Annotated in this window: 27 protein-coding genes and 3 pseudogenes; 27 read left to right on the forward strand and 3 right to left on the reverse strand. The window is 47.2% G+C overall.

The window, feature by feature from the left end; genetic code table 11:
- Positions 1-34: 34 nt before the first annotated feature.
- Positions 35-586, forward strand: coding sequence for a hypothetical protein (locus tag T456_RS0112850; protein ID WP_024866464.1), 552 nt, complete (start codon positions 35-37; stop codon positions 584-586).
- 639 nt (positions 587-1,225) lie between these two features.
- Here the strand turns inward: T456_RS0112850 and T456_RS0112855 are convergent.
- On the reverse strand, positions 1,226-1,465 hold the full coding sequence (locus tag T456_RS0112855) for a hypothetical protein (protein WP_024866465.1): 240 nt from the start codon (positions 1,463-1,465) through the stop codon (positions 1,226-1,228).
- Between the two features lie 2 nt (positions 1,466-1,467).
- Between T456_RS0112855 and T456_RS22530 the strand changes: the two genes are divergently transcribed.
- From T456_RS22530 to T456_RS0112925, 12 genes and pseudogenes are all read left to right on the forward strand, one after another.
- Positions 1,468-1,617 (forward strand): hypothetical protein, encoded by a 150-nt coding sequence (locus tag T456_RS22530; protein WP_155838104.1) that lies wholly within the window; start codon positions 1,468-1,470, stop codon positions 1,615-1,617.
- A 67-nt stretch (positions 1,618-1,684) separates the two neighbouring features.
- On the forward strand, positions 1,685-1,891 hold the full coding sequence (locus T456_RS0112865) for a hypothetical protein (protein ID WP_024866466.1): 207 nt from the start codon (positions 1,685-1,687) through the stop codon (positions 1,889-1,891).
- A 1,047-nt stretch (positions 1,892-2,938) separates the two neighbouring features.
- The gene (locus tag T456_RS23240) at positions 2,939-3,229 is read left to right on the forward strand and encodes an IMP dehydrogenase (protein ID WP_278246939.1); all 291 of its coding nucleotides are present in this window, start codon (positions 2,939-2,941) and stop codon (positions 3,227-3,229) included.
- Positions 3,230-3,407: 178 nt separating this feature from the next.
- A complete protein-coding gene (locus T456_RS23245) occupies positions 3,408-3,548 on the forward strand; it encodes an IMP dehydrogenase (protein WP_242835974.1) in 141 nt (46 codons plus the stop codon).
- Positions 3,545-3,667, forward strand: a pseudogene (locus T456_RS23470) (IMP dehydrogenase); the annotation flags it as partial. The gene T456_RS23245 and the pseudogene T456_RS23470, both read left to right, overlap by 4 nt.
- Before the next feature lie 103 nt (positions 3,668-3,770).
- A pseudogene (locus T456_RS23250) lies at positions 3,771-4,313 on the forward strand (IMP dehydrogenase).
- A 197-nt stretch (positions 4,314-4,510) separates the two neighbouring features.
- The gene (locus tag T456_RS22535; protein WP_024866469.1) at positions 4,511-4,972 is read left to right on the forward strand and encodes a hypothetical protein; all 462 of its coding nucleotides are present in this window, start codon (positions 4,511-4,513) and stop codon (positions 4,970-4,972) included.
- On the forward strand, positions 4,935-5,771 hold the full coding sequence (locus T456_RS21445) for a GAF domain-containing protein (RefSeq protein WP_024866470.1): 837 nt from the start codon (positions 4,935-4,937) through the stop codon (positions 5,769-5,771). Before T456_RS22535 ends, T456_RS21445 begins: the two co-directional genes overlap by 38 nt.
- A 114-nt stretch (positions 5,772-5,885) precedes the next feature.
- Complete coding sequence (locus tag T456_RS21455; RefSeq protein WP_242835975.1) at positions 5,886-6,506, forward strand: GGDEF domain-containing protein; 621 nt, start codon at positions 5,886-5,888, stop codon at positions 6,504-6,506.
- Positions 6,496-7,170: an EAL domain-containing protein gene (locus T456_RS21460; RefSeq protein ID WP_024866473.1), complete on the forward strand. Its 675-nt coding sequence runs from the start codon at positions 6,496-6,498 to the stop codon at positions 7,168-7,170. Before T456_RS21455 ends, T456_RS21460 begins: the two co-directional genes overlap by 11 nt.
- Before the next feature lie 104 nt (positions 7,171-7,274).
- Positions 7,275-8,948: a glutamine--tRNA ligase/YqeY domain fusion protein gene (locus tag T456_RS20150; RefSeq protein WP_242835977.1), complete on the forward strand. Its 1,674-nt coding sequence runs from the start codon at positions 7,275-7,277 to the stop codon at positions 8,946-8,948.
- A 21-nt stretch (positions 8,949-8,969) separates the two neighbouring features.
- Positions 8,970-9,830 (forward strand): DUF2225 domain-containing protein, encoded by an 861-nt coding sequence (locus T456_RS0112925; RefSeq protein ID WP_024866474.1) that lies wholly within the window; start codon positions 8,970-8,972, stop codon positions 9,828-9,830.
- A 57-nt stretch (positions 9,831-9,887) separates the two neighbouring features.
- On the opposite strand, the gene T456_RS0112930 is transcribed toward T456_RS0112925, so the two are convergent.
- Positions 9,888-10,181, reverse strand: a complete 294-nt coding sequence (locus T456_RS0112930) for a hypothetical protein (protein WP_024866475.1) — start codon at positions 10,179-10,181, stop codon at positions 9,888-9,890.
- A gap of 174 nt (positions 10,182-10,355) precedes the next feature.
- On the opposite strand from T456_RS0112930, the gene T456_RS0112935 reads away from it, so the two are divergent.
- From T456_RS0112935 to T456_RS0112950, 4 genes and pseudogenes are all read left to right on the forward strand, one after another.
- A complete protein-coding gene (locus tag T456_RS0112935; protein WP_024866476.1) occupies positions 10,356-10,958 on the forward strand; it encodes a TetR/AcrR family transcriptional regulator in 603 nt (200 codons plus the stop codon).
- A 10-nt stretch (positions 10,959-10,968) separates the two neighbouring features.
- Positions 10,969-11,898, forward strand: coding sequence for a carbohydrate kinase family protein (locus T456_RS0112940; protein ID WP_024866477.1), 930 nt, complete (start codon positions 10,969-10,971; stop codon positions 11,896-11,898).
- A gap of 161 nt (positions 11,899-12,059) precedes the next feature.
- Positions 12,060-13,578 (forward strand): annotated as a pseudogene (malQ, locus tag T456_RS20155) (4-alpha-glucanotransferase).
- Positions 13,571-14,599, forward strand: coding sequence for a LacI family DNA-binding transcriptional regulator (locus T456_RS0112950; RefSeq protein WP_024866478.1), 1,029 nt, complete (start codon positions 13,571-13,573; stop codon positions 14,597-14,599). Before malQ ends, T456_RS0112950 begins: the two are co-directional and overlap by 8 nt.
- Positions 14,600-14,643: 44 nt before the next feature.
- Here the strand turns inward: T456_RS0112950 and T456_RS0112955 are convergent, their stop codons facing one another.
- A complete protein-coding gene (locus T456_RS0112955; protein ID WP_024866479.1) occupies positions 14,644-14,826 on the reverse strand; it encodes a DUF4250 domain-containing protein in 183 nt (60 codons plus the stop codon).
- Positions 14,827-15,025: 199 nt separating this feature from the next.
- Here T456_RS0112955 and T456_RS0112960 point away from each other — a divergent pair, with 199 nt between their 5' ends.
- The 10 genes from T456_RS0112960 to T456_RS20170 all read left to right on the forward strand — a co-directional run.
- Complete coding sequence (locus T456_RS0112960; protein WP_024866480.1) at positions 15,026-15,754, forward strand: CpsB/CapC family capsule biosynthesis tyrosine phosphatase; 729 nt, start codon at positions 15,026-15,028, stop codon at positions 15,752-15,754.
- Between the two features lie 18 nt (positions 15,755-15,772).
- Positions 15,773-16,507, forward strand: coding sequence for a YveK family protein (locus tag T456_RS0112965; protein WP_024866481.1), 735 nt, complete (start codon positions 15,773-15,775; stop codon positions 16,505-16,507).
- Between the two features lie 12 nt (positions 16,508-16,519).
- Entirely contained in the window at positions 16,520-17,140 is a 621-nt protein-coding gene (locus tag T456_RS20160; RefSeq protein WP_242835979.1) for a polysaccharide biosynthesis tyrosine autokinase, read from the forward strand.
- Positions 17,127-17,351: a hypothetical protein gene (locus T456_RS23255; RefSeq protein WP_242835981.1), complete on the forward strand. Its 225-nt coding sequence runs from the start codon at positions 17,127-17,129 to the stop codon at positions 17,349-17,351. Before T456_RS20160 ends, T456_RS23255 begins: the two co-directional genes overlap by 14 nt.
- Before the next feature lie 81 nt (positions 17,352-17,432).
- On the forward strand, positions 17,433-17,693 hold the full coding sequence (locus T456_RS0112975; protein ID WP_024866482.1) for an immunoglobulin-like domain-containing protein: 261 nt from the start codon (positions 17,433-17,435) through the stop codon (positions 17,691-17,693).
- 135 nt (positions 17,694-17,828) lie between these two features.
- Positions 17,829-18,110: a hypothetical protein gene (locus T456_RS21465; protein ID WP_024866483.1), complete on the forward strand. Its 282-nt coding sequence runs from the start codon at positions 17,829-17,831 to the stop codon at positions 18,108-18,110.
- A gap of 128 nt (positions 18,111-18,238) precedes the next feature.
- A complete protein-coding gene (locus T456_RS21470) occupies positions 18,239-18,472 on the forward strand; it encodes a hypothetical protein (RefSeq protein WP_024866484.1) in 234 nt (77 codons plus the stop codon).
- Between the two features lie 234 nt (positions 18,473-18,706).
- Positions 18,707-18,844 carry a hypothetical protein gene (locus tag T456_RS22540; RefSeq protein ID WP_155838105.1) on the forward strand — a complete coding sequence of 46 codons (138 nt, stop codon included), beginning with the start codon at positions 18,707-18,709 and terminating at the stop codon, positions 18,842-18,844.
- 743 nt (positions 18,845-19,587) lie between these two features.
- Positions 19,588-19,728, forward strand: a complete 141-nt coding sequence (locus tag T456_RS22545) for a hypothetical protein (protein WP_155838106.1) — start codon at positions 19,588-19,590, stop codon at positions 19,726-19,728.
- 33 nt (positions 19,729-19,761) lie between these two features.
- Positions 19,762-20,005: hypothetical protein (locus T456_RS20170; protein ID WP_035802142.1), on the forward strand; the 244-nt coding region annotated here is incomplete at its 3' end.

Consider the following 20,005-nt stretch of genomic DNA (forward strand, 5'->3'; position numbering starts at 1 on the left):
AATCCGGATATACTGAACTTCGGCGGCAAAAACTATGTTGCGGTTCTTGCTCACAACAAATCCGGGGACGGGCGGCTGGTACAAGGGCCATCCCGGACTCTATTCCCAGGCAGCTTTCAACAAGCTCAACAGTACACCCAGTGTTCTTGCCGATTCTGAGCCCACAGAGCTGATTGAGAAGACTGTGGAAGCACAGATAAAGGCTGTTTCAGAGGGGAATCTTGAGAAATATGCGCGGACTGTTTCCGATGCCTATTTCCAGACGGGAACAGATAAGAACAAGCTTCTTGAAACGGTAAAGTCATATGGAAAAGCTGTGATAAGCGATGCGGAGGCTGCTGTATACAATGCCGGTGACGATCTGTATCTCTATCAGGCAAGAAGGACCATAGAGACAGAAGATGGCAGCACCTTGCAGCTTGAGGTTAATGACTATTTCAGAGTTGAAAAGAATAAGGCTCTTCTTTACGGTGAGCACGATAGATTCTATACCCAGTATATATACTCTCCTCACAGAGAGACAGCAACGAAAGGTGACGGAAACGAGAGCTTCCCTTGTATACCTTCCCGAGGGCTACTTCGATGAGGCTAATGCGGACAAGAGATACCCGGTAGCCTATGTTTTCCATCAGTACAACCAGTAGCAGTAATTCCTGGAAGATCGACGAATCAATGAGTTTTTGGATGCAGGATAGCTGCGGGAGTTATAAAGAATACGATCCTTGTAATACCTGACAGCCAGCCTGAAAGCTGGTGGATGGGAGAATGGGTAGATATGGTGACCGAAGGATATCCTCCCTTTCATTGATGAGAACTACCGCACGGTTAAGGATGCCAGATTCAGATTCACCGTGGGTGCTTCCATGGCCGGGCAGCGGCTCCTACAATATAGGCCCTGAGAAATCCTGATCTCTTTTCCGGAATAATCAGCTATTTCGGTGCACTCAACATGGGAGCTAAGCCACTTGATATAGCCAAAAGACCCAGTACAGCAAGGGATATCTTGATTTTCCTTTGGATACTACGGACAGTTATTTCGTTTTGCGGAAACCAGGACTTTTACAAGTTGGTGTGCCCGCCATCGAGCTGGATGCACTTCTTAGAAATGTTTAAGATCCGACCACTTCTTCGAGCTGGAGGAGGGTGCCCACGACAGTGCCTTCTACAAGCCCTATGTGGTTGACAGCTTCAGCTATATGACCGCAAGGATTCCCCAGCGTTACCGCTAATGAGGGCCGGCAGAGTTCTCAAGGTCGGAACTTAAGAATGCGTCTGTTTCAAAGGGAAGCGCGAAGGCAACCGTAACTGTTGCCGTAAACGACTCGGTAAAAGAATATCTGACTACCCATACCGGTAATCGGATTTCACAAAGAAACACAAAAACCCGGATCTTGCAGTGCCTGTAACTCTGCGCCTCGTCGACAAGAATGGCGTTTACCGTTGCAAAGAGCAGCAGGGACTTCATATGTGAACTCATCTGCAAACCTTAGCTTTGACTTTGAACTTACAGGCTACGGAATCAGCAAGGATGAGCAGTACACACTTGTGGCATCGGCCAATCTCCTGGACTATCCTGCGGTAGCATCAGTATCCGCTTCCGGGGAAATCAGGCAGTAATACCCCCTAGTCCTTCTGAAGAAAAACCGTATCAGTCCTTCAGAGGAAACTTCCGCCATCCGAGGCTATGGCCTCTTATGAGTCCGGGGCCTCCGGAAGCGGAAATGTTAAGGAAGCTGCACAGGTACTTGGCGCAGTGAAGGAAGAAGGTAAAAGCTGCGGCAGCAGGAAGAAAAGGATCGACAGGAAGAAGCAGATTCCTCCGCAGGAAACACAGCCGGAAATACAGAGGATGCAAATGCAGCAAGGGGCAGGGCGAAGAAGGCAGCGATGAGACAGCCGCTTTGGATACGACAGAAAATGTGGCTGAGCCTGAGGTTACCCTTGATAAATCTGCTGATGAAACTCCTTCTGTAGAAAGAAGGTGCCAACTCAGAATCAGGTTGATATAGAGGGAAAATGCCGTTCCTCTTTCCGACACTGTCAATGAAGGCGGTGTTAATGCAGCGTTTATCTTTGCCATTATAATCGCTGCAGCAATTTTAGCAGCAGTAGGAGTTGCGGCAGTAAGAAGACGCAGACAGTAAGCAGCAGTTCTACGTAAAACAGTGCTCCCGGGGAAATTCCCCGGGAGCATTTTTACAAATAATTCAGTTTTTTTTATTCGATAAAACATATATAATTAAAGTAGCGCATTTTTAAAGTAAAATAAACCCAAGAAATCCCTTGAACTTGAACGCGGATACTATAAGATTATCGTTAAAAATTGAAAATGTCCTTATATGGAGGAGTATTTCTGACATTGATGAATGACAACAGTTATGTTGAGTGCCTCGTAGTCAGCAAGGCCGTCACCTGCGGTGAAAATCCTAAGCATCATTTCCTCTTGTGCTGGCTGTAGCTTTCTTTCTATCTTCTTTGGCAGGGCCTGGGTATCATCGGGCTTATCCTTTGTGTAGCCGCCGGCGTTGGCTACTATTTCCTGTCTTTAAATGCCAATATCGAATTTGAATATCAGTATTGTGACAAGGAAATCACCGTTGACAAGATCCTGAACAAGTCAAGGCGTAAGAAATGTCGCCAAGTACGATGTTACCAAGATCGAGGTTCTTGCACCTTCACGTTCATATCATCTCGAATGAGTTTCAAGAACAGATCTTTTAAGACTGTGGACTATTCTGCAAGAGAGAAGAATCCTCAGCCGACCCCACTTATACATTTATCTACGACGGCAAGGAAAAAAGTGGTCTTTGAACCCAAGCGAGTTTGTTGCAGCAGTTAAGAGCGTTTGCACCCAGAAAAGTATTCACAGATTAATGATTTTTTAAAGGCGGAGAGGATGAGAAAATGGGACAGATTATTGGAGAAGGAATTACTTTTGATGACGTACTTTTGGGTGCCTGCTTATTCGCAGGTAATACCTAATCAGGTTGATGTAGGCACTTATCTTACAAAGAAGATAAAGCTCAACATTCCACTTATGAGCGCAGGAATGGACACCGTAACAGAGCACAGAATGGCTATCGCAATGGCCAGACAGGGCGGTATCGGTATCATTCACAAGAACATGTCTATCGAGGCCTCAGGCCGAGGAAGTAGACAAGGTAAAGAGATCCGAGAACGGAGTAATCACAGATCCTTTCTCACTTTCACCGGATCATATTCTGGCTGATGGCGGATTCGCTGATGGCCCAAGTTCAGAAATTTCAGGTGTGCCTATCACTGAGGGCAAGAAGCTGGTAGGTATCATCACAAACCCGTGATCTTAAATTTGAAAAAGACTTCTCCAAGAAGATAAAAGAGGTAATGACCAGTGAGGAATCTGATCACTGCCAAAGAGGGTATCACTCTTGAGGAGGCCAAGAGGCATTCTGGCCAAGTCCAAAAAGGAAAAGCTCCCCATTGTAGACGACGATTATAACCTTGTTGGACTTATCACCATCAAGGATATCGAGAAGACCATCAAGTATCCTCTCTCAGCCAAGGGATGAGATGGGAAGGCTTCTGTGCGGCCGCAGGTGTTGGTATTTCCGCCAATGTTCTCGAGAGAGTACAGGCTCTTGTAGATGCAAAGGTTGACGTTGTTGTTCTTGACTCAGCCCATGGCCATTCAGAGAACGTACTTAAGTGCCTCAGAATGATAAAAGAGAAATTCCCTGATCTTCAGGTTATCGCAGGGAAACTGCGCTACCGCTGCAGCTGCCAAGGCTCTTATCGAAGCCGGCGCCGATGCTGTCAAGGTAGGTATAGGAACCCGGATCCATCTGTACAACACGTGTGGTTTGGCAGGTATCGGTGTTCCTCAGATCACAGCAGTTATGGATTGCTACGGCTACCGCTAAAGAGTATGGTATTCCCATTATCGCTGACGGCGGAATCAAGTACTCCGGAGATATCACAAAGGCTATCGCAGCAGGTGCCAACGTGGTAATGATGGGTTCAATGTTTGCGGGCTGCGACGAAGCTCCCGGCGAGTTCGAACTCTTCCAGGAAAGAAAATACAAGGTATACCGCGGAATGGGATCTATCTCAGCCATGGAGAACGGTTCCAAGACCGCTATTTCCAGGAGGATGCCAAGAAGCTGGTTCCCGAGGCGTTGAAGGACGTGTTGCATACAAGGGAACAGTTTGAAGATACCGTATTCCAGCTTATGGGCGGACTTCGCTCAGGTATGGGATATTGCGGCTGCGGCACCATTGAAGAGCTCAAGGAAAACGGCAAGTTCATGAAGATGACTTCTGGCAGCTCTTCGTGAGTCACATCCTCATGATATTCAGATCACAAAAGAAGCACCTAACTACAGTGTAGACGGACAGTAATCAGGAAGCTTTATATATACATAACAGAAAAAGGGGACTACGGATTTGCAGGACAAAACTGTAATCTTCGAAAACGACATGACGATGAGAGATGGCCTGGCTCCCGAACCACAGACGGGAGCTCTGGGTCATTTTGCGCTTAAAAACGGCGAAAAGATGCAGGATTGGCAGGACCGTTTCTGCGAGATGGCCGGGCGTTTATGCGCTTTGTATCAGTGCGGACGGAACCCGGCTCACTGAGTTTTCCGGGAACCCCCATGAAGTTCAGATCATAAGAAAATACGTCAGTGACATTCGTATTCACAACATCTATAAGCGTGTTTCGGACAGCGATTTAGAGGATCAGGCCGTGGAGATCACGGAGATTCCAAACCTGATACTTGCTGCCGTTGCCGTAAAGAGCGGTGGAGTACTGTCAGCAGTCTGGGTCGTATGCGGTTTCTTTACCGACGCCAAATATGACAAAGAGCTCTTTAAGTATCCGCCCATCGACAATTTCCAATATCAGATCTCTGAGGACAAATTCTATAAGACCCTTGATCTTTTAAGAGAGACTTTTGAGCGTATTCATCACAGTGGAGGCCTCAAGGTCTGAAGCTGTTGCCATCAGCAGGGAGAGCAGGCAGCAGGAGATCGAGATGACCAGCTCCTTCCACAGAGCCGAGACCATGACTGAGATCGTATCTCTTTTGGACAGCAATGATTCCATAGAGGAGATCATGGCGCAGACTCTCTCGAAGCTGTGTTCCTATCTCCAGATAAGCCATGCCTTTACCTGCAGACTTCATCACGGCCATCTTATGGATATAGTGGTTCAGTGGGCGCTTCCCGAGATTGGAAAGCTCTTCCCTGTACCGACGGATCAGGAGACCTGCTGGTTCCTGGGCAATCAGAAGGCGGTAGTCATTTCCTCCGATACCCAGATGAATGCAGGAGAGCGTGAGCAGCTGGACGACCTTGGGATCAAGGCACTTGTCTCCATGCCCATAGTGATCAACGGTATGCCAAGGTTCTATGCGTGCTTTACGGAGAACAGAAACAGCAAGGTGTGGTCCATCGATGACATTAAGTTTATAAACGATGCCATCAGGATCCTTCAGAGCATTATCACCAAGAGACTGCAGAAGAATTCCCTCGCCAGCTCTTTTGCCTCACTGGAAGCGGTTCTGGATAATGTGGGAAGTTCAATATATGTAAGGGACATAACCTCAGGAGTGCTTCTGTTTGCCAACAGGAGTTTCAAAAGAGCTTCTCCAAGGAGCTTGCGGACAATAAGCTCTCGGATCTTTTTGAAAAGAATATTCCGCCCAGGAGCCACAGCGGAAACTACGAGGTTCATAACAGAGAACGTGAAAAATGGTATGACGTCTACTATACAAGGATCAAGTGGGTAGACGGCCGTCCGGTTTTCTCTGTGCGCTATTTATGACATTACCGAGAAGAAGCTGTACCAGAAGAGGATTGAGCAGCAGGCCTACACGGATTTCCTCACCGGCCTCTTCAACAGAATGTGCTGCGAAAAAGATCTGGCGGCCTTCGTGGAGGATACCAGAAAGAACGGAGGTCACGGTGCTCTCATGTACCTGGATCTTGACGACTTCAAGCATATCAACGACAGCCTTGGCCATCAGTACGGCGACATCCTTTTGCAGGATATCTCGAAGGCAGTCAGCAGGATAGAGGGAATCTCAAGCTCCTGCTACAGAATGGGCGGAGATGAGTTTGTCATCATCGTTCCTCCTGAGAGCTATTACAGAATAGACAAGATAATCGAAGAGATAAAAGATGCTTTTGCTACGCCCTGGTATCTTAAGGACAGCGACTATTACTGCACCATGAGTATGGGACTTGTAAGATTCCCGGATCACGGCGACAGCGTAGCGGAGCTCATAAGAAAGTCGGACGTTGCCATGTACGCGGCCAAGAAGTCCGGCAAGAACAGGATTGCGGAATACTCCGACAATATTGATTCCGCGTCCATCCACAGACTCGACCTTGAGAAGAGCATGTACGATGCCATCAAGAAGCAGTGCGAGGAATTCGAGGTATTCTTCCAACCTGTTGTCAGCAAGGAAGACGGCAAGAAGGGTAAGAAGGGCAAAAAAGGCGATCCGCCATGTGGGCGCTGAGGCCCTTGTAAGATGGAACAGCGAAGCTCTGGGCTTCCTTAGTCCCGATGACTTTGTGCCTCTGGCCGAGTACCTGGGACTTATCAATCCCATTGGAAACCACGTCCTTCGCAAAGCCTGCGAGTGCTGCAGACTGTGGAATGAGGCAGGTACCGGAGAGTATGCCATAAGCGTAAATCTCTCCGTGGTACAGATCATGCAGACGGATATCGTTGATATTGTAAGGACCTGCATAGAAGAGAATCACATCAAGCCCGAAAATATCATACTGGAGCTCACAGAGCGTCTTGCCATCAATGACCTGGCAAGGACCAAGCAGACTCTTTTGGATATTAAGGATCTTGGAGTCAGGCTTGCGCTGGATGATTTCGGAACGGGATATTCCGCCCTCAGCAGCATCAGGGCACTGCCCTTCGATATCATCAAGATCGACAAGGATTTTGTAAAGGATATTCATATAGATCCGTATTCCCAGGCCTTTGTAAGGTCCATCGTTGACCTGGCGGGATCCATCGGTGCCGAGGTATGCGTAGAGGGAATTGAGGGCGAAGAACAGCTTAAGGCGCTGGATGGTATGGGTGTTTCCTACGTCCAGGGATACTATTACGACAAGCCTCTAAGAAGGGCAGCCTTTGAGGAGAAGTACGTTTATAACCCGCAGTGATATCTTATCGCACGGCTTGTTGCTTTATGATATACTATAGGGTGCACAATAATTTAGAAAGTTGGTTTTTTTAGCAATGGCAGAAGAGATTAAGACAAACACAAATGAAGAAGGTGCCGGAGTTCCTTCCAGACACTTTATCGAGCAGGCAATCGACAAGGACCTGGCAGAGGGTGTTTACGATCACGTACATACCCGTTTTCCTCCCGAGCCCAACGGTTTTTCTTCACATAGGACACGCCAAGAGTATTCTTCTTAACTATGGCATGGCCAAGGAATACAACGGCAAGTTCAATATGAGATTTGACGACACCAACCCCACCAAGGAGAAGTCCGAGTTCATGGACGCCATCATTGAGGATGTTAAGTGGCTTGGTGCCGATTACGAGGACCGTCTTTTCCATGCATCAGACTATTTTGATGAGATGTATGAGGATGCGGTCAAGCTCATCAAGAAGGGCAAGGCATATGTTTCCGAGCTTACTGCAGAGCAGATGAGGGAGTACAGAGGAACCCTCACAGAGCCCGGCAAGGACGATCCAAACAGGAACAGAAGCGTTGAGGAGAACCTTCGCCTCTTTGAGGAGATGAAGGAAGGCAAGTACGAGGACGGAGCTTTGACTCTCCGCGCCAAGATAGATATGGCATCACCTAACATCAATATGAGAGACCCGATCATCTACCGTGTGGCTCACATGACTCACGCAAGGACCGGTGACAAGTGGTGCATCTATCCCATGTATGATTTTGCACATCCCATTGAGGATGCTATCGAGGGCATCACACACTCCCTCTGCACACTGGAGTTTGAGGACCACAGACCTCTTTACGACTGGGTCAAGAACGAGTGCGAATACAAGAATCCTCCAAGGCAGATCGAGTTCGCCAAGATGTACCTCAACAACGTTGTAACAGGAAAAAGATACATCAAGAAACTTGTAGAAGACGGCATAGTTGACGGTTGGGATGATCCAAGACTTGTAACCATCGCATCCTTAAGAAGACGCGGATTTACCCCCGAGTCCATCAAGATGTTCGTTGATATGTGCGGTATCAGCAAGGCTCAGTCAACAGCAGAGTATGCAATGCTTGAGTACTGCATAAGAGAAGATCTTAAGCTTAAGGCCAAGAGGATGATGGCTATTCTTGATCCCGTTAAGCTTATCATAGACAACTACCCCGAAGGCGAGACAGAGTACCTTGAGGTTGAGAACAACAAGGAAGTTCCCGAGATGGGTTCAAGAAAGATCCCCTTCGGCAAAGAGCTCTGGATCGAGAGAGAGGACTTCATGGAGGAGCCTCCAAAGAAGTACTTCCGTCTGTTCCCCGGCAACGAGGTAAGACTGATGAACGCTTACTTTGTTACCTGCACAGACTTCAAGAAGGATGAGAACGGTGTTGTTACCGAGATTCACTGCACCTATGATCCCGAGACCAAGGGCGGCGACAGTGCCGACGGAAGAAAGGTAAAGGGAACCATCCACTGGGTTGCAGCAAAAGAGGCAGTGACAGCAGAGGTTCGTCTCTACGAGAACATCATTGACGAGGAGAAGGGCGTTTACAACGAGGACGGTTCACTTAACCTCAACCCTCACTCCATCACAGTGATCAAGGACGCCAAGCTTGAGCCTGAACTTGGAGAGGCTTCCTGCTACGACAAGTTCCAGTTTGTAAGAAACGGTTTCTTCTGCGTTGACAGCAAGGATTCCAAGCCGGGAGCACCGGTATTTAACAGAATTGTTTCCCTTAAGAGCTCTTTTGTATTACCTAAAAACTGATTTTTAAAGGAAGGTAAATATATGGCAGGCATTTTTTCGGGACTTGAAAAACTTGGACTTGGAAATATCGGAGGAGAGAATCTTTTTGAGGATCCTTCCAAGAAGACCGTTGAGGTCAAACAGGAAGCGCCCAAGAAGAAACTTCAGCTTGTAAATGAGCAGGATTACCTCTTTGACAAGAAGTATAAATGCCCCGTGTGCGATTCCGATTTTGAGGCCAAGACAGTCAGAAGCGGTAAGGTAAGGATGAAGAACGTGGATATAGATCTTCGCCCCGACTACGATGAACTGGATCAGAACAAGTATGATGTAATTGCCTGCCCGGTTTGCGGTTATGCAGCTCTTTCCAGATACTTCCCCAATCTGACCAAGTATCAGATCGAGGACATCAGGGTTAAGATCTGCATGAACTACCAGCAGATGGATTACCACGAGGATATCTATACTTATGAATATGCCAGAAAGCTGTATCAGCTGGCTCTTGCCAATGCCGTTGTCAAGAAGGCCAAGAACAGTGAGAAAGCATATATATGTCTTAAGACAGCATGGGTTATAAGAGGCGAGACACAGCGCCTTGATCCCGACGATGCCGATTACGGTCAGAAGAAGGCAGAGAACGATGCTCAGGAAAAAGAGCTTTTGAAGAATGCCCTTAACGGATTTATCATGTCAAGACAGACAGAGGAATTCCCCATTGCGGGCATGGATTCCACCACTTTGGATTATCTTCTTGCTGCGCTGGCTGTGGAGACCGACGAGAGAGAAGTTGCAAGTAAGATGATCTCCGAGATACTTACTTCGAGAGTTGCCAACAGCCGTATCAAGGATAAGGCAAGGTACCTTAAGGAGATCCTGGCAGAGAAAAACGGAGAAACAACCTGATATAAAGACAATAAAAAATCCCTCGCAGATACGATCTGCGAGGGATTTTAATTATCATCACTCTTTGTCTTCATCATCGAAGAACTCTTCTGAAGAATCGGGTTCTTCTTCTGCTTTTGCTTCATCATCTTTAGCGGATGTAATGTCAACGTAATTTCGTGAACCAAGTTTGATATCGGAAAGATCGAAATCATCGTCATCAAATTCGTCTAAATCATCGAAATCATCGTCATCAAAGTTGTCTGCAAGCTCATCCTCTCTCTTGCTGAGATAGTAATAAGCTCCGGCAGCGGCAGCTCCTACTGCGGCACAGAACAGAATAAACTTACCAAAACCCTTATTATTGGACATATTCAGCCCCCTCCTCTTTAAACGACTGAATTCATTTTAACTCAATTTTTCCGCAATTAAAAGCCCTGAGTATTAAATTTTGATAAATAACGGAAAACCGTTTGAAGAGGTTTTTCATAAATGATACACTAGATTTGGACCGCTGTAGTCAATATCGGTATTGTGGGGAGTTATATGAACGAAAGATTTTTTGAATTAAAGAAAGAAAAGCAGGACAGAATGATCAACGGAGCTCTGAAGGTCTTTTCCCAGTATGGATATCACCACGCCAGCACGGATGAGATCGTAAGGGAAGCCGGTATCAGTAAGGGACTTTTGTTCCACTACTTTGAGAGCAAAATAGGGCTGTATGCCTTTTTATACGACTATGCCACAAGGTTTGTGACCCTGGAGCTCACTGCCAATGTGGAGAAGAATGAGAACGGCTTTTTTGAACTGTACAAGCAGATACTCACTGCCAGGTCAGATGCCATGTCCCAGTATCCCAGGATCTTCCTGTTTCTGAAAAAAGCAGATGAGGAAACCGACGAGGCGGCAATAGCAGAGATCACGGAGAGGCGTGACAAGTACAGAAGGATAATGGAAGTCTTAAGAGACAGGGCGGATATTACCATTTTCGGAGACAGCATCGATTACCAGAAGATCTGGAATATTCTGGACTATACGGTGGAAGGTTTACTTATTAAGCATATAGGGAGCGAAAATTTCAGGTCAGAGCTCTTTTTGGAAGAAGCAAAGGAATATGTGGATCTCATCAAGGAGATGTCTGTAAAATAAGGAGGCGCGAATGAGCAAGTTCTTGGTAGCAGGTGTAACACAGATTGAGACTATTGTCAGAGTGGACAAGATACCCATAGGCTATGCTCCCCTCACAAGTGTAAATGATTCTATTTATACTGCGGTAGGAGGCGATGCTTACAATGAGTCTCTGGCTCTTGAGTGGCTTGGAGATGAGGTAAGCTTCATGTCCATTGTAGGCAGAAATCAGGACCTTAGTGTCATCAATCCGCCGGATCGGAAGATCACTCTTTCCACGGAGTACATTATCCCTCAGATGAGAGAGACTCCCACTGAGGTTGTGCTTTACGATAAGCAGAGGAAGCAGCAGATATTTGAGGATATCAAGGACCTTAGAGAGAACGTATACGATATGTCTATGGTACCGCCCATTGCCGAGGCCAGCGACATGTTGGTACTGGCCAACGCCAATTTCTGCAGGCCCTTTGCAAAGCTTGCCAAGGAGCACAAGAAACCCATTGCCGTTAATATCAGGAACTACAAGCCTGAAAAGGAAAAGTACAATACAGATTTCCTGGAACCCGCAAAGGTGCTGTATTTCAGTGATGACACACTGACCGAGGATCCTTACGATTTCATAAAGCGAATATCTGACACCTACGGAACAGAGATCATCATTTTGGGACAGGGCAGCGAGGGACTTATCCTCTTTGATAAGACCCAGGATCTTCGCGTTCACTACAACACCGTTAAGACCAACGAGGTTGTGAATACCATCGGTGCCGGAAACGCTCTGTTTGCATGCTTCCTTCACTATTACATGGAGAACGGCGACAGCGTAAATGCCATCAAGAATGCGCTCCTGTTTGCATCCTACAAGATCGGATACATGGGAACTTCCAACGGTTTCATGACCACGGATCAGCTGACCCAGTGGAGAAATCTTATATGGGGTATTAAGGATAATAATTTTACTTAATTTAAGAAACAGCGCAAACTTCACCTTGAAAAAAAACAGCGAAAATGTGGTAAAGTAGAACTACGGAAACGTTACCGGGAACGGCGACTAATTTCCGTAGTTTTTATTGCAGATCATAATAAATGTGATATAAGAAGTACGCTTTTATGAGGAGAGAGATTATGGCTAAACAGAAGAGTAAAAGAAGATGTGGAGTTTTAATGCCGGTATTTTCCCTGCCGTCCAAGTACGGTATCGGAACCTTTTCAAAAGAGGCATATGAGTTTGTGGACTTTTTGAAGGATGCGGGACAGAGCTACTGGCAGATCCTTCCCCTTGGTCCCACCAGCTACGGGGATTCTCCCTATCAGTCCTTCTCTACCTTTGCCGGAAACCCGTACTTCATAGATATTGAGGCACTGATAAATGACGGGCTTCTTACGGAGGCTGAGGCCGACAAATGCGATTTTGGAGGCTCCGAGGAGTATATAGACTACGAGAAGCAGTATAAGAGCAGACTTAAGCTTTTGAAAAAAGCCTATGACAGAAGAGAGGAAGTGGCTTCTTCAAAGAAGCTCATGAAGGAGTTTGAGGCCTTCAAGAAATCCAAAGACAATGACTGGCTGGCAGACTATTCTCTTTTCATGGCTCTTAAGAATGACAATTCCGGAAGAGCATGGAATACATGGGATGAGGGAATTAGGCTCAGAAAGCCCGCGGCTTTAAAGGCTGCCAGAGCCAAGTTTGCAGAGGAGATCGATTTCTACAGCTTCCTTCAGTATCTCTTTTCCGCCCAGTGGACAGCCCTTAAGTCCTATGCCAACGAGAAGGGAATCCGTATAGTTGGTGATATCCCGATCTATGTTGCCTTTGACAGCGCAGATACCTGGGCTAATCCACAGCTCTTTTTACTGGACAAGAAGAACACCCCCATTGATGTTGCAGGCTGCCCTCCCGATGCCTTCAGTGCTACAGGCCAGCTTTGGGGCAACCCTCTTTACAGATGGGATTATCACAAAGAGACAGGCTACAAGTGGTGGATGAAGAGAATCGCCCACTGCTACAAGCTCTACGATGTAATAAGGATCGACCATTTCAGAGGCTTTGATGAGTATTACGCTATTCCTTTCGGAAACCCCACTGCCGAGAATGGCGAGTGGAGAAAGGGCCCCGGTTACGATCTGTTTTGATACCATGAAGAAGGAACTTGGAGACAAGGAAGTTATCGCAGAGGACCTTGGATTCCTTACACCTTCTGTTATTAAGCTGGTTAAGAAGACCGGATTCCCCGGAATGAAGATCCTGCAGTTTGCCTTTGATTCAAGGGAGGAGAGTGACTATCTGCCTCACAACTATACTCCCAACTGCATTGTTTACACCGGAACTCACGACAACGAGACCACAAGAGGCTGGTTTGATCAGCTTCCCAGAAATGACAAGAAGTTTGCCAAAGAGTATCTTGGGCTTAAGAGCGGCAAGGACGCAGTATGGGCCTGCATAAGAGCATGCTTTGCAAGTGTTTCCGACACTGCCATCATCCCCATGCAGGATTACCTGGAGCTTCCCTCATACGCAAGGATCAACACTCCTTCAACCCTTGGAGGCAACTGGGTATGGAGAATGAAGAAGGACGCCCTGTCAAAAGAGCTGTCATCAAAAATGCACGATTTTGCAAGGATTTACGGTAGATTAAATGGCTGAGATAACAATTGTTGAGATAGCCAAGCGCTGCGGCGTAGGTGTCAGCACCGTTTCAAGAGCTATCAATAATCATTCGGATATCAATCCGGAGACCAAAAAGAGAATAATGGAGGTCATCAAGGAGACCGGCTACATTCCCAACAACAGCGCCAGGAACTTGAAGAGGACCGATGCCAAGTGCATCGCGGTGCTGGTAAAGGGTATTACCAACCCGTTCTTTGCTCCCATGATTGCTGTGGTTGAGGAAGAGATCGAGAAGATGAAATATGCCCTGGTCTTAAGGCACGTTGAGGCCTACGAGGACGAGGTGGATGTTGCTCTGGAACTTGAAAAAGAGAAGAGGCTTCGCGGCATCATCTTCATGGGAGGAAATGCAAGGCAGTCAGCCGACAGATTAAGGCAGCTGAATATCCCTGTGGTATTTGCCACCATCGGCTCCGATATTGCAGATGACCTTAACAAGAATGCCTACTCCACGGTATCTGTTGACGATGCCAAGGAGAGCCGCAGGCTGGTGGAGTACCTTATCGGCCTTGGGCATAAGAAGATAGCCATAATGACCGAGGGAAGCGAGACACCTTCGGTAGTACAGCTTCGTCTTAAAGGCTATCTGGAAGCGCTGAAGATAAACGGGATCGAGGTGAATGACAACCTCATAAGATATGTTGATAAGCAGATCTACACCATGCATAACGGCTACGAGACAGCCAGGGCTCTTATCGAATCCGGCGAGGAGTTCACAGCTCTGTACTGCATCTCCGACGTACTTGCCGTTGGTGCCCTCAGGGCTCTTGCCGATGCAGGCATTAGAGTTCCCGAGGATGTAAGTGTAGCGGGCTTCGACGGACAGGAGCTTGCAGAGTACTCGATTCCAAGGCTCACCACAATAAGACAGCCCCTTGCCGACATATCAAGAGAGACAGTACGCCTTCTCTTTGACATCATCGACAAGAAGAGCTATCACCGCCACATCATCTTCCCCGGCGACCTCATCAAGGGAGAGAGCACAAGGGAGATATAAGAGATACAGGTTAAGCCAAAAGAAAGAATTATTTTTGAAAAACATCATACAAACTTATTCCGGGCTGCGTCGTAGGCGTAGCCCATTTCTTTTAAGCTTTTTACGGCGTCTTCAAGTTCCGAATAAGGAACGTCCAGGCCTTCCGCCAGGCTTTCCAGGGAGCTGTAGTTGTCTCGAAGCTGAGTATTCATGTAGCTAAGTAAGATTACAGGATCCTGCGGTAACATAATTATGTTCCTCCTTATAATTAAAGTTTTCGCCCTGCCCAACACTTCATGGTGGATGTCGACCTCTCCCCACAATCACAATATATTGAAAAAAGTATAAACCAATACCCACGATGTTGAAAGGGTGCAATTTGTGGGTGTATAATTAGTGTGTAATATTATAAACATTTTATCGATAGATTGTAGTTTGAGGAATATAATGCAGCCTTCAATCGACATACATTGCCACATTATGCCGGGGGTTGACGATGGTTCCCGCGATCTGGAGATGAGTCTTCAAATGCTGCGGATTGCCGAGAAGAACGGCATTACCCACATGATTCTTACTCCTCATCACAAACCCATGCACCACAATGTCTCTCCTGCTCACAATGTGTCTTACAGAAAGAGCCTCCAGGAGGCCGCCAAAGAGAAGGGCATAAATGTAAAGCTCTTTTCCGGAAACGAGATTTACTATTGCGACGAGACCAGGGATCAGCTGGAGAGAGGGGAGATATGCTCCCTGGCAGGGTCCGATTATGTGCTGGTTGAGTTTCATCCCACCAATCAATACAAAGCAATACAGAATGCCATTTTTGAAGTACAATCGGCAGGATATATACCGATAATCGCCCATGTGGAGCGATACAGCGATGTGGTTTCCCACCCCGCCTTCGTGGAGGACATGATACATATGGGATGCTACATACAGGTTAACGCCTCCAGCGTAATGGGCAAATACGGATTTGGAATATCACATTTTACCAGGAAGCTTCTTAAGAAGGAACTGGTGCATTTTGTGGCCACGGATGCCCATGATACGGGCAGACGCGCTCCGGAACTTGCGGATTGCAGGAGCTTCGTGGAGCGCAAATTCGGGGAGGATTATGCGAAGGCTCTTTTTCTTGTAAATCCTGCCAATGTTATCAGAAATCAGATGATAGACTGACAGACGGGGAGTTACCCAATGGGAAACAAAAACGACATTATCGAAATTAATCTGGGGGAACTGTTTTCGGTACTTTTGGGAAGAGCATTCCTGATAATCAGCGCCGGCGTGTTCTTTGGGCTGGCAGGTCTTTTTATCAGCAAGTTTGTGATGCATCCCGTTTATGATTCCACCACAAAGATATACATCCTGAACAAGGAGGAGAACCAGACCGTCACCTATTCGGATGTGCAGATTTCCACCCAGCTGACCCAGGACTATGCGGAGCTTATAAAGAGCAGGTATGTTCTGGAGGAGGTTATCCAGAGACTTAACCTGGTGGATATGGGCTATGAGGATCTGGCAGATGTTCTTAAGGTTGATACTCCTTCGGACACCAGAATCGTGGCAATAACAGCCAGAGATGAGGATCCCCTGATGGCAATGCAGATAGCCAACTGCATCAGGGAGGTTGCCAGCGAACATATCACCAACGTTATGGATATTGACGCCATCAACGTTGCGGAAACCGCAAATGTTCCCACAAGAAAGTCAGGGCCCAGCGTTGCCAGGTGGACTGTTATAGCAGGTTTTCTCGGAGCACTTGCCATCGCATTTTTTGTTATCCTTGGCTATCTTCTTGATGACACCATAAAGAGCAACGACGATGTGGAGAGGTACCTTGGGCTCAGTACCCTGGCTCTTGTTCCTCTCACCACTGAGGAGACGGACAAAAAGAAATCCAGAAAAAAGTCCGATAAGAAAAAGAAGTAAACGGGAGGGCTTATGCAGAGCGCAAAGCTTCATTTCAGCCAATCTGAAAACAACTATCAGATAAAAGAAGCATATAAGACCCTTAGAAGTAACGTGGAATTCAGCGGACAGAATGTGAGGGTCATCTCGGTTACCAGCTGTACCCCGGGAGAAGGCAAGACTACCGTTGCCATGGCTCTGGCCAGGGCTTTTGCCGAAGCTGGGAAAAAGACTGTTCTGGTGGACGCGGATATGCGTAAGTCGGTACTTGTGGGAAGATACAGGACCGGCTCAGTCAGGCTCGGTCTTACCCATTGCCTTGTTGGAAGAGAGAGGCTCTCCAGTGTCATCTGCGAGACCGATACTCCCAACCTTTACGTTGTTTTTGCGGGACCTGTGCCGCCCAATCCCAGTGAGCTTTTGGGAGGCAGGATATTCGGCAAGGCTCTTGAGAATATGAAACAGGTATTTGACTATGTGATCATAGATACGCCGCCTCTTGGAAGTGTTATCGATGCGGCTGTTGTGGCCAAGCAGTGCGACGGCACCATTATGGTCATTGAGAGCAATGCCATCAGCTTCAGGTTTGCCCAGAGGGTCAAGGATCAGCTGGACAAGGCGGGAGCCAAGATGCTGGGAGTTGTCCCTCAATAAGGTGGACATCTCCGGAAAGGGCTATTATGGCCACTACGGCAGTTACTACGGCAAGTATTACGGGAAATACTATGGCAAATATTACGGTAAATACGGGGAGGACAATGCCGAAACTCCCTCCAGGCCCAAAACTCCGGAGCCGGGAACGGAACCTGACGATGACGACCTGGATGAGCTTAATTATCTTGCCGGAGTTACCAGAAAAGACTGAGTATTGGAGAGAAAAAAGTGAGAGGAAATCTTCTGGGGATATTTTTTTACCATACTGAGCGGCGTTCTCGTTGTCCTGATCGTGCTGGCTTACGGCAGGAGCGACAGGATAGCACCGGAATTCAGATTCTCAGCCCTTGAGCTGGTGTATGATTCACAGACCACGGACAGGCAGCTTAAGGAAGGCATTAACGCATATGATGCCAAGGACGGGGATCTTACCGGCCGCATTGTTGTGGAAAAGGTTGTTCTTAACAGAGATGCAGGCACGGCAGTCGTTTACTACGCAGTATCGGATCTTAGCGGGAACGTGACAAAGGAATCCAGAGTATTTTCCCGCTGATATCGAGGATCTTGAAAGTGACGGGGAAGTAGTCGAAGAAGAGGAAGAGCAGCTTCTTTTCCCTGAAATGAATTTGGAAAGTACGCAGGAAGATGCGGCCTCAGAGGCAAGCAGCGACTTGTAGGAGCTTAATATATGAGCAGAAAAGGCAGAGTTTTTCTCATCATATGGGCGAGCTTTATGACACTTATAGCACTGGGACTGGTTGGATTTGAGGCCTTCAGGCTTATTGGAAAGTCAAGCCTATCCACCAAATCAGCTACCACTGCGCCCATGATGGCTCAAAGTGAATATTATGCCGCAAGTACGGAGAGTTTCCGGAATCCGGCTGGGAGTCGGACTGGGGTCAGATATGACGGCAAGGTCTACGACTATAACGAGGACATCCACTACCTTTCTTGTCATGGGAATAGATAAGGATGATGAGACGGTCAAGAAGATGGAGGAAGGAACCAAGGGGTGGTCAGGCGGACTCTCTTTTCCTTCCTGGTGCTCAATCCCAAGAAACCGGTCCATAAAGATTGTTGGTATTAAACAGAAACTCCATGACGGATGTGGATATCTACGATGAGTACGGAAGATACCAGAATACTGTTGTTGCGCAGATCGCCACACAGCACGGCTTCGGAAACGGAATGGAGGAGAGCTGCAACTATCAGGTTAAGGCTGTTTCCAATATGTTCTATCAGCTTCCCATCCATGGTTATGCAGCCATCAACATGAGCGCTATCCCCATCATCAACGATGAGGTTGGCGGAGTTGATGTCCACTGTCCTTGAGGACCTTACAAAATGGGATAAAAAGCTGGTGAAGGGAACCCGGGTTCATCTCGAGGGCGAGGACGGCTTATGCCTACTTAAGAGCCAGGGATATGAGCAAATTTGCATCCAGTGATGAAAGGCTCGAGAGACAGAAGCAGTATATCACCGGATTTATCGAAGCTGCCAGAAAGACCGCAGCGGGAAAATCCCAATGCTGCAGTTGAGCTGTTCAGCGCCATCAGCAGTAAGACCGTGACAAATATTACCGCGGACGAGATCAGTTATCTTGCTCCGGATATTACAGGGTATTCTTTTGATTCTTCAAGCCTTCATATGATAGAGGGTGAAACCCGCAAGAATGGTGAGTTTGAAGAGTTTTTATGTGGATGAGGAGGGACCTGTTACAGGACAATAATCGAAGTTTTTTATGAAGAAATTGACAATGTGGGCTAAAGAAATGGGAAAAACATGTCGATATAAAAAACGTAAGCATGAATACCCTTAAATTCGGACTCGCTGTTTTTCTTATTCTTTACGGTTCTTACGGGCTGCGGTAAAGCGGCCGGAAAAGAGGCTTCGGCAGTTGCCGAGGGCGCCAGAGACGAGAGTGCGACCGATTCTCATGTGGACTTTGAAAAACTGAAAGAGGCTAACAGCGATATATTCGCATGGCTGTATCTGCCGGATACGGAGATCGATTATCCTGTGGTACAAAATTCGGGAGGGTGATGACTCTTTTTACCTGACCCATAATGTGTTACCGGCAGGGAGGATCCCAAAGGGGCAAATACATATTGAGGCCGCCAATCTGAAGGATATGTGCGATTTTCAACGAAGTTCTTCTGGGAAGCCGCTCCGGGAGGACGGGGACCATGTTCCGCGGGGCTTAATAAGTTCCTGGGACAGAGGGCCTATTTTGAAGGACCACAAATACATTTATGTTTACACCGAAGGGAATGCCCTTATTTACTATGTTTTCGCTGGCTTACAGCAGAGAGGACAAAAAAGGCTTTGCAGCAGTACGATTTTTCCTACGCCAAGGGATGGCCGGGAGTTTTTGGGATGAGATCTTCTCTTCCCAAGGACCATGAACAGAAAAACATCAGGAAGCGGCTGGGAAAGGAGCTGTGGAAGTGGAGAACTTCCTCATAACACTGTCCACTCGGAATAACGATGATCCCTCCAAACAGACTGTGGTTATCGGATGTCTTGTGGGAGATGTTCGCGGGGAGATTGACAGGTACATTGATTATTCAGACCCGGAAGACGAATAATTACAAATAATAAAGAGTATGGAGGCGCAAAAAATGAAAAAGATTCTAGCTCTGGTACTTGCATCTGTAATCATGGTTTCAACATCTATAAGCGCATATGCCGCTGAACAGGAACTGGAGGGCTCACGCAGTGTTACTGCCGAGGACATCGAGAAGCTCCAGAATGAGATCGATCAGCTCACCGGAGAGATCAAGAACCTCACCAAGGCTGTTCAGGCAGCCATGAACAAAGGCGGCGGTGGCGGCGGACGCGGAACGGGAACGCCTTCTCCTTCAG

The organism is Butyrivibrio sp. FCS014 (assembly GCF_000526935.1).
Lineage (GTDB): Bacteria > Bacillota > Clostridia > Lachnospirales > Lachnospiraceae > Butyrivibrio.

Excerpts from the sequence above, each read along its gene's own strand:
- T456_RS0112940 (WP_024866477.1), top strand. The coding sequence starts at position 10,969 with ATGAGCAAGTTCTTGGTAGCAGGTGTAACACAGATTGAGACTATTGTC.
- T456_RS21455 (WP_242835975.1), top strand. The coding sequence starts at position 5,886 with ATGTGCTGCGAAAAAGATCTGGCGGCCTTCGTGGAGGATACCAGAAAG.
- T456_RS20150 (WP_242835977.1), top strand. The coding sequence starts at position 7,275 with ATGAAGAAGGTGCCGGAGTTCCTTCCAGACACTTTATCGAGCAGGCAA.
- T456_RS0112965 (WP_024866481.1), top strand. The coding sequence starts at position 15,773 with ATGGGAAACAAAAACGACATTATCGAAATTAATCTGGGGGAACTGTTT.
- T456_RS23240 (WP_278246939.1), top strand. The coding sequence starts at position 2,939 with ATGACGTACTTTTGGGTGCCTGCTTATTCGCAGGTAATACCTAATCAG.
- T456_RS0112960 (WP_024866480.1), top strand. The coding sequence starts at position 15,026 with ATGCAGCCTTCAATCGACATACATTGCCACATTATGCCGGGGGTTGAC.
- T456_RS0112925 (WP_024866474.1), top strand. The coding sequence starts at position 8,970 with ATGGCAGGCATTTTTTCGGGACTTGAAAAACTTGGACTTGGAAATATC.
- T456_RS21470 (WP_024866484.1), top strand. The coding sequence starts at position 18,239 with ATGACGGATGTGGATATCTACGATGAGTACGGAAGATACCAGAATACT.
- T456_RS21465 (WP_024866483.1), top strand. The coding sequence starts at position 17,829 with ATGAGCAGAAAAGGCAGAGTTTTTCTCATCATATGGGCGAGCTTTATG.
- T456_RS20160 (WP_242835979.1), top strand. The coding sequence starts at position 16,520 with ATGCAGAGCGCAAAGCTTCATTTCAGCCAATCTGAAAACAACTATCAG.
- T456_RS0112850 (WP_024866464.1), top strand. The coding sequence starts at position 35 with ATGTTGCGGTTCTTGCTCACAACAAATCCGGGGACGGGCGGCTGGTAC.
- T456_RS0112950 (WP_024866478.1), top strand. The coding sequence starts at position 13,571 with ATGGCTGAGATAACAATTGTTGAGATAGCCAAGCGCTGCGGCGTAGGT.
- T456_RS0112930 (WP_024866475.1), bottom strand. The coding sequence starts at position 10,181 with ATGTCCAATAATAAGGGTTTTGGTAAGTTTATTCTGTTCTGTGCCGCA.
- T456_RS0112955 (WP_024866479.1), bottom strand. The coding sequence starts at position 14,826 with ATGTTACCGCAGGATCCTGTAATCTTACTTAGCTACATGAATACTCAG.
- T456_RS0112865 (WP_024866466.1), top strand. The coding sequence starts at position 1,685 with ATGGCCTCTTATGAGTCCGGGGCCTCCGGAAGCGGAAATGTTAAGGAA.
- T456_RS0112935 (WP_024866476.1), top strand. The coding sequence starts at position 10,356 with ATGAACGAAAGATTTTTTGAATTAAAGAAAGAAAAGCAGGACAGAATG.
- T456_RS0112855 (WP_024866465.1), bottom strand. The coding sequence starts at position 1,465 with ATGAAGTCCCTGCTGCTCTTTGCAACGGTAAACGCCATTCTTGTCGAC.